General features: G+C 54.1%; 18 protein-coding genes and 1 riboswitch. Of the genes, 3 read left to right on the top strand and 15 right to left on the bottom strand.

Translation table 11 applies throughout. The annotated features are described in order from the left end of the window. Nucleotides 1–99: 99 nt before the first annotated feature. Nucleotides 100–864 carry a hypothetical protein gene (locus PT964_RS25505; RefSeq protein ID WP_274366185.1) on the bottom strand — a complete coding sequence of 255 codons (765 nt, stop codon included), beginning with the start codon at nt 862–864 and terminating at the stop codon, nt 100–102. Nucleotides 865–1,036: 172 nt separating this feature from the next. Here PT964_RS25505 and PT964_RS25500 point away from each other — a divergent pair, with 172 nt between their 5' ends. Together PT964_RS25500 and PT964_RS25495 are read left to right on the top strand one after the other, a co-directional pair. After that, nucleotides 1,037–1,408 (top strand): DMT family transporter, encoded by a 372-nt coding sequence (locus PT964_RS25500; protein WP_425262800.1) that lies wholly within the window; start codon nt 1,037–1,039, stop codon nt 1,406–1,408. A 9-nt stretch (nt 1,409–1,417) separates the two neighbouring features. Then, a complete protein-coding gene (locus PT964_RS25495) occupies nt 1,418–1,732 on the top strand; it encodes a DMT family transporter (RefSeq protein WP_274366184.1) in 315 nt (104 codons plus the stop codon). Here the strand turns inward: PT964_RS25495 and PT964_RS25490 are convergent. The 14 genes from PT964_RS25490 to PT964_RS25425 all read right to left on the bottom strand — a co-directional run bounded on the left by PT964_RS25490 (nt 1,707) and on the right by PT964_RS25425 (nt 14,503). Beyond that, nucleotides 1,707–2,816: a WG repeat-containing protein gene (locus PT964_RS25490; RefSeq protein WP_274366183.1), complete on the bottom strand. Its 1,110-nt coding sequence runs from the start codon at nt 2,814–2,816 to the stop codon at nt 1,707–1,709. The two genes, PT964_RS25495 and PT964_RS25490, sit on opposite strands and share 26 nt — an antisense overlap. 107 nt (nt 2,817–2,923) lie before the next feature. Continuing rightward, a riboswitch (cyclic di-GMP riboswitch) is annotated at nt 2,924–3,019 on the bottom strand. A 113-nt stretch (nt 3,020–3,132) separates the two neighbouring features. Continuing rightward, a complete protein-coding gene (locus tag PT964_RS25485) occupies nt 3,133–4,782 on the bottom strand; it encodes a WD40/YVTN/BNR-like repeat-containing protein (protein ID WP_274366182.1) in 1,650 nt (549 codons plus the stop codon). Nucleotides 4,783–4,928: 146 nt separating this feature from the next. Continuing rightward, a complete protein-coding gene (locus tag PT964_RS25480; protein ID WP_274366181.1) occupies nt 4,929–5,792 on the bottom strand; it encodes a hypothetical protein in 864 nt (287 codons plus the stop codon). Beyond that, entirely contained in the window at nt 5,792–5,995 is a 204-nt protein-coding gene (locus tag PT964_RS25475; RefSeq protein WP_274366180.1) for a cation transporter, read from the bottom strand. Before PT964_RS25475 ends, PT964_RS25480 begins: the two co-directional genes overlap by 1 nt. Before the next feature lie 88 nt (nt 5,996–6,083). After that, nucleotides 6,084–6,413, bottom strand: a complete 330-nt coding sequence (locus PT964_RS25470) for a metal-sensitive transcriptional regulator (protein WP_274366186.1) — start codon at nt 6,411–6,413, stop codon at nt 6,084–6,086. Between the two features lie 80 nt (nt 6,414–6,493). Next, nucleotides 6,494–7,054 (bottom strand): TetR/AcrR family transcriptional regulator, encoded by a 561-nt coding sequence (locus PT964_RS25465; protein ID WP_274366179.1) that lies wholly within the window; start codon nt 7,052–7,054, stop codon nt 6,494–6,496. Further along, complete coding sequence (locus tag PT964_RS25460; RefSeq protein WP_274366178.1) at nt 7,032–7,772, bottom strand: MBL fold metallo-hydrolase; 741 nt, start codon at nt 7,770–7,772, stop codon at nt 7,032–7,034. The genes PT964_RS25465 and PT964_RS25460 overlap by 23 nt, the downstream gene beginning before the upstream one ends. A 488-nt stretch (nt 7,773–8,260) precedes the next feature. Then, nucleotides 8,261–9,007, bottom strand: coding sequence for a Bax inhibitor-1/YccA family protein (locus tag PT964_RS25455; protein WP_274366177.1), 747 nt, complete (start codon nt 9,005–9,007; stop codon nt 8,261–8,263). Between the two features lie 120 nt (nt 9,008–9,127). Next, nucleotides 9,128–10,024 (bottom strand): DUF4097 family beta strand repeat-containing protein, encoded by an 897-nt coding sequence (locus PT964_RS25450; RefSeq protein WP_274366176.1) that lies wholly within the window; start codon nt 10,022–10,024, stop codon nt 9,128–9,130. Between the two features lie 112 nt (nt 10,025–10,136). Beyond that, nucleotides 10,137–11,162, bottom strand: a complete 1,026-nt coding sequence (locus PT964_RS25445; protein WP_274366175.1) for a hypothetical protein — start codon at nt 11,160–11,162, stop codon at nt 10,137–10,139. Next, a complete protein-coding gene (locus PT964_RS25440; protein WP_274366174.1) occupies nt 11,149–11,409 on the bottom strand; it encodes a hypothetical protein in 261 nt (86 codons plus the stop codon). Before PT964_RS25440 ends, PT964_RS25445 begins: the two co-directional genes overlap by 14 nt. 151 nt (nt 11,410–11,560) lie before the next feature. Further along, on the bottom strand, nt 11,561–11,950 hold the full coding sequence (locus tag PT964_RS25435) for a c-type cytochrome (RefSeq protein ID WP_274366173.1): 390 nt from the start codon (nt 11,948–11,950) through the stop codon (nt 11,561–11,563). Nucleotides 11,951–11,985: 35 nt separating this feature from the next. Beyond that, entirely contained in the window at nt 11,986–13,701 is a 1,716-nt protein-coding gene (locus tag PT964_RS25430) for a GMC family oxidoreductase (RefSeq protein WP_274366172.1), read from the bottom strand. A gap of 22 nt (nt 13,702–13,723) precedes the next feature. Beyond that, nucleotides 13,724–14,503: a gluconate 2-dehydrogenase subunit 3 family protein gene (locus PT964_RS25425; protein ID WP_274366171.1), complete on the bottom strand. Its 780-nt coding sequence runs from the start codon at nt 14,501–14,503 to the stop codon at nt 13,724–13,726. A 124-nt stretch (nt 14,504–14,627) separates the two neighbouring features. Here PT964_RS25425 and PT964_RS25420 point away from each other — a divergent pair, with 124 nt between their 5' ends. Then, nucleotides 14,628–15,311, top strand: coding sequence for a hypothetical protein (locus PT964_RS25420; RefSeq protein WP_274366170.1), 684 nt, complete (start codon nt 14,628–14,630; stop codon nt 15,309–15,311). The last annotated feature ends 77 nt before the right edge of the window (nt 15,312–15,388 follow it).

The raw sequence follows: 15,388 nt of genomic DNA, 5'->3' as shown, positions 1-15,388 counted from the left end.
GAAACTAAGTTTTGTACGTTAATTGGTCAGTTGTAGAAAAAAAAAAACCGCCGGGTTCATGCGCAAGCATCGATACCCGATTTCCGGTCTCCGGCTATTTTATTCCGATACTTTCAACGACTGAAGCATCTCGTTCAGTACGGCGCCCATGCCGTCGCCGGCTTCGAACGGGTAGCTGTGCGTGACGACCAAAGCGTTCTCCCCTGCGCCGAACACTTTAAATCCGGCATATACGTTATCGCCTTGATAGTTCGCCATGTTGAACGGCACCGAATACGAATCGGTAATTACCTTCACGCCTTCGCCGGACGTAAAGCCGTCTGCTTCCATCTGCTCCTTCATAGCCTGCACGGCGTCTTTCACCGATGTATTTATCATAATCCGCACAACGATCCGGGCCACTTCGTCCCCCATTTGGGTTGCGTACGTAACGGTTTGCGCGTCCGCGTCAACCTCCGGCTCGCCCATGTCCGTCCGCAAGTCGTAAGAAATGCCAAATTCCTTAATCGCGTACGGGGTAACCTTCACTTTCTCGGTCATGCCCTCGATCGATGTCTCGATCTCTTTCGGCTCTCCTGCGGTCACAAACTCCGCATTTCCCGCCGTCCCGACCGAGCCCGAGCTTCCAGCGCCATCCGCCGGCGTCTCGTCCGTCGCAGGCTCCTCCTGTCCCGGCTGCACATCTGAAGAATCATCCGCCGGCTCCTCCGGCGTTACCGTATCGTCGCCCGTTCCGGCCGGCTCCTGGATCTCAGTGCCGTCATCCGCTCCGGATTCGGCGCCGCCCCCGTTCGCTCCGGAGCAGCCCGCAACCGCTAATGTAAAGACGGCAAGCACCGCCAACCATTTCATTTTATTAACCATATGGATTCATCCCCCTGTCCGTTATTCTACTAGCATTAACGAACGAACCTCCGGAAAGGTTGCACGAAACGGTTGTACCGTCGGGCTATGCGCCGTTTCTTTTTCTTTGGACGCTTTATTATTTATAATGCAAATATGCCACTTTCAAGATATACATAGGAGGAAACGCAGCATGAATATCGCTTGGATCTATGTATTCGTCGGAGGGTTGCTTGAAATCGGGTGGGCGATCGGGTTAAAGCTGTCGGACGGGTTTACGAACCGGACGGCGAGCATCCTAACGGTCATCGCTATTTTGATAAGCATTTATTTTTTCACCAAGTCGATGAGCCTGCTGCCTGTCGGGACCGCTTATGCGGTATACACGGGGATCGGAGCCGCCGGGGCGGCGATCGCGGGAATGGCGTTCTTAGGAGAAGAAGCGAGTGCGGGCAAAATCATCTTTATCGTGATCCTGATCGCAGGAATCGTCGGGCTGAGGCTGGTGCCTTCGGAAATGCCGGCCGGCGCGGAGAACACGCCGCGTCCGGGCAAAGGAGAGTGAACGAAAGCCGTGGCGTGGATCTTTTTGTTTTTGGCGGGGCTGTGCGAGATCGGCGGCGTTACCGCTCTGAAGCTTTCGGAAGGCTTCCGCAAATGGAAGCCGGCCGCAGCCAGCCTCATCTTCGGATTCTTCAGCTTTTACTTGCTTTCGCTCTCATTGCGGACGCTGCCGATCGGCACCGCTTACGCCGTTTGGACCGGGATCGGCTCCGTGGGGAGCGTCATCGCCGGCATGATGTTTTTCCGGGAATCGAAGCATTGGCTTCGAATGCTGTTTATTTCTCTTGTCATTATCGGGATCATCGGGCTTCGCTTCGTATCGTGACGCACCGGCCTTCCCGATCGATATAATACGGGATTCCGCCGCTGATCACCTTGGCGAGGCCGTTCTCGAAATCCGAGACGTCCTCGATTTCGGGGGGCAGAACGATGGCGGTTTTCCCCGTTTGGTCGATATACCGGATTTTTCCGCCTTCAAATACGGCCGCCAGCCCTTCCGCGAACGGATGCGCCTGCCCCTTGAAAGGCTCGATGGCATAGGAACCGTCCTTCCGGATGAAGCCGACCATACCGTCTTTCATTACCAGCGCCAATCCGTCCGAAAATTGCTCCGCATAGTCGAACTGCGGCTCGATTGTCATTTCCCCTCTTTCATTGATGAATCCGAACCTTCCGTACGCTTCCACGGGAGCCAATCCTTCTCCGAAGCTTCTCGACTGCAGTCCGAAGCGCCGCCCGAACCGCTCCGATCCTTCAGCATCGATAAACACGATGCCGGAGCCGTCATGAACGGCGGCGAAACCGCCGCTAAACTCGAAGCCGTACTCGTACTTCGGCGGAATGGCAAACATGCCTTCCCGGTCAATATAGCCGGTCTTTCCACGAATGACGGCACGGGCCAAGCCTTCCGAAAACCGCCCGACCTCCTCGAAAACCGCCGGGACCGCGAGCGCACCGCTCTTGTCGATGAAGCCCGCTTTGCCCGTATCCGCAACAACGACGGCGGCAAGTCCTTCGGAAAATGCATAAGCTTTCTCAAACTGCGGCGGAATGACAATCGCTCCCCGCTCGTCGATATAGCCCCACTTTCCGCCGGCTTCTACCGGCGCAAGCCCCTCCGAGAAGCTGCCGCCGTCGGAATATGCCGGCACCACGGCGATCTCCCCGGAAACATCCGCATATCCGATTTTTCCGCCCCTAACAATCCGGAATCGTTGCTCGAATTCCGGCCGCTCGCTCCGCTCATATGCGCTCAGCAGCCTCGCTTCCCTGGCGACCGAATCCGAGCCGAATAACCGGCCTTGCTCCGTTTTGCCGTACGAACCGCTCTCGCTCGCGAACACAACATTCGCCGCCACAAGTCCCGAAATGGCAGCCGCCGTTAAGCCCATACGTATGAACGCTTCCATGACGCCTCCCTTTTTGTCCGAGAACCGTTCCCGCAGCAACAAAAACCCGCGCAACCGTAAAAACGGCCGCACGGGTCTATAAGAGCAACAGCATGTCGCTCCACAACTTCGGCGGCCTGGCAATCATGGCTCGGAGCATGTCTCCGGGCTTTAGACCCATGGCTTTGCGTCACACCCTTTCGAGTGCTTTGCCTTTATCGGTTCTATCGACTGAAACATTTACTAGTTTAATAGTTTCAGTATATGGAAAATCAGCCCCATTGACAAGGAGAAAGATCGACAATATTCGAGAAAAACGGTGAAAAATCGATACACTTTACGCCTTGTACTCTTCAACCCGGATTCCCTCAAAGTACGCCTTATATTTTTCGAAGAACGCTTTTACTTTTTCCTCGGAATCTTGAATGACGATCGCGCGGATTTTTACACGCTTCTTCACCTGTTCGACCTCGGCGGTGCTCAAAGCGCTGTAGATGCCGCCCTTTACATTGTCTTCGACGGCTTTGTCGAAATTTGCCTTCCATTCGGACAGAGGAATGTACGTTTCGGGCGTATTCGCCGAAAAATTGAACTCCTGCAAATCATCGCCGATATACGCGTCGCCCCGGACGTGCCGAATGCGGATATCGGAGTTTCCGATGTGCTGCAGCAGATCGTTCAAATCGAAATTCGCCGACGAATAAATGTGATGCGCCCCGTCGTATTTCCACACATAATACGGATTCGGATTCGGCAGCGATACCGACCAATCGTGCGTGTCGTACGACGTTTGGATCGTCCCCCGGTTACCGACAGACACGTATCGATTCCCGTCCCAAATCATTTTGTTCATATCCGCGTTGATGCCTTGATATTTTTCATAAAAAAGTGAAAAGAAAGACTTCACGTCATAAATCTTCTGATGCATGCTCTTCGAAATGTCCCAATCCTTCCCGTCCTTCGAGTAGACGGTTGCGCCGTACACCCCCCCTGCCGTAAAACGCTCCCCGTTCCAATTCACCGTATGCAGATCCAAATAAATGAAACCGTTAAAGTCGTAGCTCTCTTTCGACGCCTCGACATCCGCGAGCATAAAGTTTTTCTCATGCTTAATCTCTTTCCAATCCCGATCATTTGCAGAGAAGTAGACGATTCCTGTCATTCTTGCCTTTATGTTCCGGTCGGACAAACTGGCCATCAGCCCGTCCCAGCCGACCGCCACGCAAGCCGCCTTACTGCAAGCGATATCGTTAAGGTCGCCCTTGATGCTCTCGTCCATCACCCAAGTCTTCAAGTCCGTAGAACGCAGAAGGCTGCCCTGGCCAACGACGACGTAGCCGTTTACCGATTTCGCAATCGCATTCAGCTGCCAAATGTCCCGCTTCGGCACACCCGTGCGCGTCACCGCCTCCTTTATCGGATCGAACGTCCACGCTTCCCCGTAGGCAGAGGTGCCTACCGCCTCCATCCATCCGCCGATCACATTGGAATTGTCGGTTCCGACCGTTGCGATCGCGACAAACCGTTTCCCGTCCCATATCACATCGCGCACTTGCGTGCTTATCGCCTTTACCGGACTGTTAACGGTCTTGCCTTTGTACTTCTTGAAATAATTCGCTTGATCCCGCTTCGGCAGCACGTCGCCGAGCTTCCACGACACCGCTGTCGTCTGTTTATTCCACTCGATCCCGTTCGTCGAATGAAGAATCGTTCCGTTATCGCCGACGGCTACGAACCGCTTGCCGTTCCAAGCGATCGCATGAAGGTTGCTCGTCACGGACGTTTTTACCTGCTGCCAGCGAATAGCGTCCTTCGAATATAAAATGACCCCTTCATCCCCGACAGCCGCGTATGTGCCTTTTCCATCGTAAACAAGATCGTTCAGGTCCGCGGAAATGTTGTTCGCGGGAAGCAGCTTCCACGGCACGGCCGCACTCTTGGCCTCCGCAATCGAGGCGTACGCACCGGCAAGCAACATTGTTACCATCAGCAAATATACCGTCTTACATAAACTCCTCATGCCCATCAATTCATGCTGCCCCCTGCCATTCTGGATTTCCAGAATGACAATAACCGATATTGGAAAAACTTGCAACAAAAAAATAAGCTCCCGCATCGCGGAAGCTTACGTTGTTAAGGAACATCGACCACGAAAGGCACCGTAAACACTTCGCCCTCGTGCTGGAACTGCCCCCAAATTTTAAAGATGCCTGCGTGCGGGAACGACGTCATAAATACCGCATCCGGCCCGCTCGTCTTCTCGTCCATCGGGTGAACGTGCAAATAATGCTCCGCATCCTCCGACAACACGACGACGTGTCCGACCGCTCCGAGATAAGGCTCGAGGTTGTCGATTCCTTCCTTAGTCGCTTCGTCGCGGATCGTGAACGTTAGTGTCGCGTCCGCATTCGCCTTCAAATTGTCGATCGACAGCTCGACTTCTTTGCCGTCGACAGTCTTTACAAGAGAACCGTCCGGCACAATCGCAGTCTCGTCCGCTTTTCCGCCGCCGACCTCGACCCACTTGCTGATCGTCGCGGCCGAGCCCCCCTTCGGTACGAAATCGGCGAAAATTTTATAATCCCCGCCGGCCGGAAACTGCGTGCTCACCGTAAACGTCCCGTTCCCTCGAAATTCGGGATGAATATGGTTAAAGAAGGAGAAATCGCGGCTGACAATAATGATATGCATCAGCTTCTCGTGGCTGATATCGTAATCGTTGACGGATGTTCCGGAATCGTCTTGAATCCGGATCGATAGCTCCGTGTCCGCGCCGGGCTTCGGAGTCCCCGAAGGGAAAGAAAATATCGCCTGCAGCGCTTGCGCTTCGCCGCCCGCGCCGTCATGGCTGTGCCCGTCACCGCCGTGTTCGCCGGCCCCGGCATCATGCCCGTGTTCGTGACCGCCGTCCCCTTGAGATGCGGTCTGCGACGAGCACGCGGCAAGTACGGCAATCAGAGCAATGCTCAGGATTGAGATGACAATGTTTCTTCTCATTAGCCTACGACATCGTATCCTTGCTCTTCGATCGCTTCTTTTACCGCGTCAAGAGACAGCTTGCCTTCTTCGTATTGTACCGCTACCGTACCTTGGCCCAAGTCGACGCTGCCCGTCGCGCCGATTTCCTTCAGCGCTTTCTCGATGGAGTTTACGCAATGGTTGCAGCTCATGCCTTGTACTTGCAATACGACGTTCGTCATCACAAAAACAGCTCCTTTATTTGGTATGTTCCTAGTATACCCCCGTACCCTATAATCCGTCAACATTTTCCCTATATATAATTGCCGCTTATTTCATCAATTTATTCATCGTCGTCAGCAGCTCGGTTACGACCTCGGTATCCCCTTCTTGAATGCGTTCGATCACGCAGCTCTTGAGATGGTGCTCCAGCAGCAGCTTGCCGACTCCGTTCAACGCCGATTGGATCGAAGCGATCTGGTTCAATATATCGTCGCAGTAAGCGTCGCGCTCCACCAATCCCTTAATGCCGCGGACTTGGCCTTCGATACGGTTCAGGCGGCTGGTGATATTGCTTTTTACCTTCTCGGAATGATGGCTTTTCCGTTCGGAGAGCTCCGTGTGGCAGCTCGCCGCATCCGCATCCTCTTGTTTCGGCAATTCCTTGTCGTCTGTCACGAACTTACGCCTCCTTTTTTGTAAGTGTAGTGTAGCATAGTCCCACCCCCTATATCCAGAGGCTACCCGAACAGACCGTCCAAATAGGTGTTCAATATTTTGCGCAGGCTTTCGTCCGGGTCTATCGGGATGCCGAAGCCGCCCGCCATATCGAGCAGCGCGAAGCCGTGGACGATGCTTCGCAGCCCGCGGACGGCGTGAATGATGTCTTTGTGCTCCATCGTTGTGATGGACATCACTTTAATGATCACGTCGACGATTTTTGCGGAGGCGGCCTGAATTTCTTCATCCTTCATCCTCGCTGCGGCATTCACGGCTTCATACAACCCGGGTCTGCGCCGAACGTATTGCACATAAGCGACTCCGACGTCCAGCAGCGCCGCTTTCCCCGTCTTCCCAACCGCGGCTTCCACGATCGTCTGCCTCAGCTGTTCGATGCCCATCAGTGCGAGCCGCATCTGCAGCTCGGGCAATCCGCCGATATGATTGTACAGCGACGGTGTCCGCACCTTCAGCTTGTCCGCTAGAAGCGCCAGCGTCACTTGGTGAAAGCCGCGCTCGTCGGCCAGCTCCGCCGCCGCCAGCACGACCTTGTTCGTATCAAGACCCGGCCTTGGCGCCATGCTCCATCTCTCCTTCCAATGCTCTTTCTGCTTGCAGTATTGCCCGTTCCATCGCTTCGGCAGGCTGCGGCAGCATGTTTCCGTGACCCGGCGCGAGCAGCGAAGGGGTTAGCTTCAGCAGCTTTTTCGCACTTTGCAGCGAGGTTGCCGCATCCCATGTCCCGAATTTCGGAAACGGAAACGACCAAACCGTCTGCCCGGCTACCGCCAAGCGCCCTTGGGTTTGAAAAGCGTCTCCTACGATCAGCGCGTTCGATCTCTCGTCCAGGAACGCCATAAGCCCCGGCGTATGACCCGGCGCGCAAACCGCCCGCAACGAGCCGATCTTGTCGCCTTCACTCAGCAGGACGTCCGGCCGGGTTCGCAGCTTCTTCGGCACGCCGCCGCGAATCGGCGCATCTGCCTCGCCCGGTTCAAGGCTTCGATCGCCGGACATCAGCCTGGCGTCGCGTTCGGATATGGCGACCAATGCATCCGGAAACTCCGCCTTCAGCCGGTCCAGCGCGCCAACGTGGTCCTCGTGCGCATGCGTCAGCGCGATGTGCGTCAGCGGCTTCCCTCTCCGCTTCACCTCGGCGATGATGCCTGCCGCGCTGAAGGGCATCGCCGCATCGATCAGCGTGAGCGAGCTCTCCTCCTCCACGAGGTAGCAGTTCACCGGAAACAAATTCGGGAGCGTCGTCAATTGGGTAACATCGCTTTGCTTTACGATTCTCATGGTCGGATTCACCTTTCGTGACTATTATTTATATTAGTATATTAACTAATACTATTAGTTTTGTAAAGCGAAATATGCGCAGCAGGCGAGTCGCAGGGAAGTGAAATACGTTTGCTGCAGCGGCACAATCCGTATGCTTCACCGATTTGATCAGCAAAGGGCTGCTCGTCGGTAGGAGCGGCAATCTCAGGTATCGGGCCTATCGTATGGCCGGCGGTTCGCTCTAACGGACACAGTTGCAGTTATTCGGCGTTTTGAACGGAGGTTACAGCTGTAACGGACACTGCTGCAGTTATTTCCTCGAAAAAGCAGCGATCAGCCCCAAAAATCGGGATATAGCGTCTGTGATGTCCGTTAGCGAAATAACAGTGCCAAAATCGGCGATATAGCGTCTGTCGTGTCCGTTAGCGGAAATCGCGGCGGGCATATTGCCGGTACACCGCCTATGGCCGAATAAATAAGCCCCCGCATCGCTGCGGGAGCCCCCTCTAATCCCGTCTGCTCAGCTTCGCAAGCAGCCGCAAAATCTCAATATAAAGCCATACCAGCGTCACCATCAGGCCGAACGCACCGTACCACTCCATGTACTTCGGTGCGCCGGCGCGGACACCGTTCTCGATAAAATCGAAATCGAGCACTAAATTCAGAGCCGCAACCGCCACAATGACCAAGGAGATCACGATGCCGATCCAGCCCGTATCGTGCAAGTAAGGAACGCTCATGCTGAAAAACAAATTCAACACGATATTCACCAAGTAAACGATCGCAATGGCCGCCGTTGCCGCAAAGACGCCGAGCTTAAAGTTTTCCGTCGCCTTGATCAGCCTTGTCTTATACGCGAAAAGCAGCGCCAGAAATACACCGAACGTCAGCAGCACGGCCTGTACCGTAATGCCTGAAAATTCCGCTTCATACATCGCCGACAGCGCGCCGACGAACATGCCCTCAAGCAGTGCGTACACGGGAACGGTGAAAGGGGCGATCCGCGGGATAAACGACGTCAGCAACCCGAGAATGCCTCCTCCGATTACGCCGGCAACCATGAACGTCGTCGGGTTATGCCCGTCGAAGTACATATTCCAGGTGTACAATGCGGATGCAACCAAGATGATGAAGGCGATTAACGTCTTGTTTACCGTGCCCTCGAGCGTCATGCCCTGCGAATAGGCCGCTCCCCCGTAGCGTTCGAACGTTTTTTCGTTTAACGTCGGGTTGCCGCTTCTCCCAAAGTTCATCCTCTTCTTCCTCTCTCAACTATGATTTACCGGCAAAGAAGCGCCTCTACAAAGCTGCAATAACCCGCGCAAGCCGTGTGAGGCGCTTCCCTCGATGCTATTAGTATATTATCCAAGCACTCACTCCACAACAGAAATATCTCCGGTGGCGGTGACAACCTTCACTTTATGGCCGCCGTCGCCCAATCGGCCCTCCACGCGGTGCTCGGCCTTATGCTCGTAATCCATTCCTTCGAAATTTGCAATCGCGTCTCCGGTCGAGCTGTTCAAATCGACAGTCACATTCGACTGGCCCCTCGGCAGCTTCACCAGTACGTCCCCTGTGTCGGAATCGATATCTACGTCTCCCGCAAGCTGACCGTCGGCAATCTCCAATTGGATGTCCCCGGTATCGGTTTCGATTCCGACATTGCTGCCAAGCTCCGTGTACCGCACGCTAATGTCGCCCGTGGAGCTTTTCAGCTCGGTACCGGCTGCCGTCACTTCGTCGATCACCATATCGCCTGTATCCGTCTTCGCATACAGCGAGCCGCCTTCATAACCGTCTAAGCTCAAATCGCCCGTGGAGCTTTGGATCTTTAACGCGCGCGCCGCGATAGCCGAAGAAGTCACATCGCCTGTGGCCGTTCCGATCTCGATTTTCTCGTATTCCGCGGCGGGAAGCTCGAGCGTCAGCTTGCTTTTGGTAATCGCGAACCAGTTAAAGCCGCTCTTATGCTTCAATTGGACGTTCAATCCGTCCCCGCTCGTCTTCGTGTCGACCTTCAGCTTATCTTTCGCCGTTTTGTTTCCCGTTACCTTCAAATGAATCTCGTCATCCATACTTTCTTCGATGTAAACATCGGTTATATCCGATTTCAAAAGTATGCTTCGAACCTCTCCGACCGAGTAGCTCTCCTCCGCAATCACGTAATCCTCGGACGTGCCTCCGACCTGAAACGATCCGCAGCCCGATAGCATCGCCGATAACGCAACCAGTCCTGCTGCAATCACAGTACTCTTTTTATTTATGCCCATTTGTTTCTCCCCTTCAATATGATGCTCTCATCATAGCAAGAGGCAGTCACATCGAATATTGAGGAAAGTCACAATGTACGGCACTACATAGACGTTACTTCGGTAATACGGCTCAAGCGCCCTTATTTTTCTTAAGAAGCATCCTAACGCCGACAACAATCAATACGACGGAAAATAAAGCCGGGCGAACGTACTGCATCGTCCAATATCGAACGTTCCATTCCGGTAACCATTTGGCGGCAAGCTCGAACATCGCTTTGTCGATGAGACCGAGAAAGCCGGTAAGAATGAGAAACCAACCGATCCATACGATCCAGCCGCCGGGCAGCGCCTCTTCCGTTTCGAGATATTCCGCATACCGATGATATACGTCAAAGACGCCGTAAAACCAAATCATCGGAAGAGCGTACCCGAGCAGCGTCAAATCGAGCTGATCGCCGAGATATAAGGAAAGCAGAAACAATGCCATCAGCTGCACGCCTTTGCGCCGTTGACCCAAATACAAATGGCCGGCCCCCGGAAATAGCGAGAACAAAAGCGCCGCAAGCTTTCTTTGCTCGATCGCAGCGCCCCAGGAAGGAAAGAGCTCTCCCTTCTGCTTCTGCTGCAGCGCGTGCGCCGCATCCCATTGGCCGAAAATCCAAATTACCGGCATCGCTATAAGACCGAGCAGCAGCACCTTTTCGTTGCGCGTCAGGAAGGCGATAAGAACGCTCAAAATTCCACCGCCGAAAAATGCCGCGAAAAAACAAAGTCCTCTCTGCAACAGACCAAGATACATATGACCCAATCCAGGGATTACGGATAGAAGAGCCGTTTGGAAGCGCTCGGTGCGGTCGTCCGAAGGAGCCGGGTAAGCGGCGGAGGCTTGCTGAGCCTGCCCCCTGAGGGACAGCGTCACCGCCATATCGATAAAGCTGACGAACACCAGCAAGAGCCAATACAAAACCAACAGCACCAAGTGCTCCTTCTGCAGCCCGTGGCCGACTACCGCGATAAAAAACAATAAAAACAACGGCGCTATTGCGCCTGCCGCATACAGCAAGCCTCGTCCGTATTTTCCGATGTAAAAATGACCGAAGCCCGGAATGACTGTAAGCATAATGGCAAGCAGCGGGTGCTTCTCAACATTTGGCATGGGCGTATTCCCCTTTCTTGTGCGTGTGCCGGATGCATTCGCGGACCGCCGTCTCGCGCATCCGGTGCAGCTGATCCTTCGGATCGCTTGTCCAAAATTGCTGATCCTCAAACAAAGCAATGAGGGACCGTTTGGCCGCCTGCGCAGCCGCCTGCTCGCTGCGAAGCAAGTATACGCAGATCGAATAGCACATTTCTTCCACCGATCTCAATACATTCAATTTATCTTGAAACATCTTCGTCTTCAATGACGGACACCACCCTGCAAGTTAAGCTCATGTACTTAGTATAGAGGGGCCGGATTAAGACGAGTGAAACAATTTCATAAGAAATTCTTAAGAAATGGATCGGAAACAAAAATACCCGCCCTTCCCTTCGGGGGACGGACGGGTATACGCCTTATTTTTTAGTGGACAGCCAATCGGTTAATGTCTGAATTTCCTCATCGGTTATAACCCCTTTGAAGGCAGGCATCCCGTTTCCTCCGTTGCTGATCCGATTGTGGATTTCGTCGGCGTTCAGCCGGCCGCCAACCGCCTGCAAATTGGGGAACGACCCGCCCCCGGACATATCCGCCGCATGGCAAGCAAGACAGTTCGCTTCGTAAATGGGCATCGCCTGCGCTTCGAGATCGTCCGTTGTTTCCGTCGTGTTTCCGCCTGTTTGACCCGTATTTTCAGAAGGTGCCGCAGGCTGATTCGCATTGTTGTTACCACCGCCGCCGCAAGCCGCAACGGCTCCGGCAAGCGCCATGCAGCCGGCTAACAGCCACAATTTTTTCAGCTTCATTCCTCTTTCTCCTTTGCATTAGGCTTTCCGTTGCATCAAACGAGTATTCCGCCTTTTTTGCTGTACGTTTCGATTCCTTCTGCAGCCCTGTACGCGAGCGCTCCAACTGTACCCGTCGGGTTGTAGCCGCTGTTGTGCGGGAAAGCCGAAGCGCCGATGACGAACAAGTTTTCCATATCCCACATCTGCAAATAGCTGTTGACCGCCGAAGTTCCCGGGTCCGCGCCCATAATGACTCCGCCCGTATTGTGAGTGGACTGGTACGTTGTGATCTCGTAAGGCCCGAGCTCCTTCAGAGATTGGACATGGGTGGCGCCCATTTCCTTTACAATCTCTGCAGCACGATCGGCAAGAAACTTTGCCATCTGACGGTCCTGCTCCTCGAAATCGAACGTAATCCGCATGAGCGGATCCCCGAACGCATCCTTGTAGGTCGGATCGAGGTCGAGGAAGTGATGCCGGTAAGGCATGGACGACCCTTGGCTGCCTATGGATAACACGCTGTTCGCATACTTTAAGGAAGTCGCTTTGAAATCCTTTCCCCATTTGGGCGTTCCTTCGGGAATCGGATTGTTCTGGATCGGCCGTTGGCCTGTCTGCGTATAGGCTATATTTCCACCGTGAATAAAATTCAATTCCGAATGATCGAAATTGTCTCCGTTGTAATCGTCCAAGCTCATGCCCAAGGCGCCCGCTCCGGCAAACAAATTGAACTGCTCGTTATCGAAAAACCCGGCAGCGTTCCCCTTGATTACTTGATATGCGTAGTTTTTTCCGATGACTCCGGTGCCTGACGCGGGATCGTACGGCTTGCCGATGCCCGACATCAGCAGCAAGCGAACGTTATTAAAGACGTAGCTGGTCAACACCACGATATCCGCCGGCTGCTCGATTTCTTCTCCCGTGGTCAGGTCCGTATACATCACTCCGGTCGCTTTGCCGCCGGTATGTAAAATGCGGCGCACGTACGAATAGGTGCGGATTTCGAATTTGCCGGTTTTCTTCGCGACGGGAATTACGGTCACAACGGGATCGGCCTTAGCCCCGTACTCGCAGCCGAACCGCTCGCAATAGCCGCAATATTGGCACGGGGCGCGAGACACGCCGTCCGGGTTTTTATAAGCGGCCGACAAATTCGCGGAAGGCACCATATACGGATGCAGATTCAGCTTCTTCGCCGCGTCCGCAAACCGTTTCATCGGCGGGCTTTGCAACATCGGCGGGGTGGGATACGGGCCCGAGCGTTTGCCTGCCAGCGGGTTTTCCTCGCCGGAAATGCCTGCCATTTTCTCGAACTTATCAAAATACGGCTCAAGCTCGTCGTATGTAATACCCCAATCCTGTAACGTCATACCCTCGGGGATTTTATTTTTTCCATATCTTTCAATCGTTTTGCTTCGGATTTCAAAATCGTAAGGAAGGAAGCGGTACGTTTGCCCGTTCCAATGCACCCCTGCTCCGCCGAGCCCGTCGCCAAGCAGGAACGATCCGTATTGGCGCATCGGAAGCGCCCGTATTTTTTCATTGCTTCGGAACGTAATCGTTTCCCTGGAAAGATCCTGAAACAGCTCATAACGAAGCGCGTACCGAAGCTCGTCATGCACCATAAAGTAATCTTCCGTCGTTCTTTCTCTTCCTCTCTCCAATCCGACGACGTTCATGCCCTTTTTGGTTAGCTCGGAAGCGATGATGCCTCCGCCCCATCCGACCCCGACGATTACGACATCCACTTTCGGTAATTTTTTCGCCATCTCAATGCTCCTCTTATGTTGGTCACGAATGAGCTACGTGATCCCTTAAGCTTCTCGGTTGAATTTTCGTAAAATCTTTTTCGATCACTTGCGTATAGGCCATCTGGCTTCCGGGATAGCTCCGCATCGCCCAGCCTTGCATATTTCGGTTACCGCCGTAGAGCGGGTCGCTGTATACGCCTTCCAGCGTGCTGCTGCGCAGCAGGCTGAAAAATCCGCTGGCCGAGATCGTCGTGAGCTTTACCTCGTCCTCTTGGAACGCGGTGAGAACGGCATCCTGCTCCTCCGGCGCCAAGGCTGTGAATGCTTTGCTGTATTTGGTTTGGCAGTAGTTTTGCATCTCGCGCAGCCCGATATTGAATATTTCCCGCCGGTTCAGCCGTCCTTGGTAGCCTTGCTCCTTCTCGCCGACAAAGAACGGAGGCTGCATGTAGTCTCTCGCATTATACCCCCATTCGGCGGCGAGCTGATGATCGATAAAGTAAGCCACTCCCAGATCGGTTGCGCCCGGACCGTTGTCGTCGGCCGGAAAAATTCGCTCCGTTGCCGCTTGGGTAATGTTGAACTGCTCTTGGGTGAAAAACATGAGCGCGTCCGTGTAGTTTTTTTGCGGCTGCGGCTGTTGATCCGCCGGCGGCTCGTGCTGGGCCGTGTCCGGCTTCGGAACGAAGTAACCGATCACTCCGCCCAGAATCGCTCCTCCCACGGTGTAACCGGAATTGACCAAAAACTTTCTACGCGACATCGATTGCGAATCGCCTTGCCCCGATTGAGGCTTGCGGGCTTCATCCTGATTGCTCATCACATATGCCCCCTGTTCTGCGTCTATTTTATGGTTAGGGGTATTGTGCCCCGCAAAATACCATTCATACATGAAATATCCAGATAGGGGCATCATACGGAAAAACAGTTGGAGGCGAATGATCATGAATGGCAGATGGAAGATGATATGCGTTCCGATGTTGGGCGCGGCAGTGCTTTTAAGCGCATGCGGGAACCAAAATTACGCGGGAGATAACGACAATGCCGGCATGCAGCCGGAACCGATGGCGATCAGGGGCGGACATGTTCACGATACCCGCGTCATCCCGAGCTATAACGGACCGAAGACGGAAACGACGAATGAGACCGGACATACAGCCAGCGGAATGGGGATGAACGTATACAGCTTGATCGGCTCCTCCGGCTTGCATGAGGGGGGCATCTCCTCGCATATCCGTTCGAGACTTACGGGTGACGGGATTGAAGGCGTGAGAGTATTCGTACTGGACGATACGGTCATACTGGCGCAGGAGAAAACGACGTTTTCCGCAGACCAGTACGATAACCTGCAAGCGAAGGTGCTGAGCCATACGGCGGGGCTTTCCGGCAAAGGGGCGGTAAATGAAGGTCCGCACGGCACGACGCAAGGGGGAGCCGACAGCCTGACGAAGGCGAAAAATCGGGTGAAGTCGATGTTCGGCGGCGGCGAAGTCAAGGTGCTTACGGTAACGAATCCGCAAGCGTTCGACCTGCTCGACAGCATTACGGCGAAGCTGCAAGCCTCCCGCCCCGACAAGACGGTCGCCGACGATATTTCGCGGCTGCTGGATATGGCATCGGAGAAGTAAGATTTGTCGGCGCACAAAAATAGCATCACTTGGAGCACTAGCCTTGCATAAAACCTCACACACCAATTTTCACATCA

The organism is Paenibacillus thermotolerans (assembly GCF_028745515.1).
GTDB classification, from domain to species: Bacteria; Bacillota; Bacilli; order Paenibacillales; family YIM-B00363; genus Paenibacillus_AE; species Paenibacillus_AE thermotolerans.
Note: the sequence above shows the minus strand (reverse complement) of the source record. Positions and strands in the feature narration are given on the sequence as shown.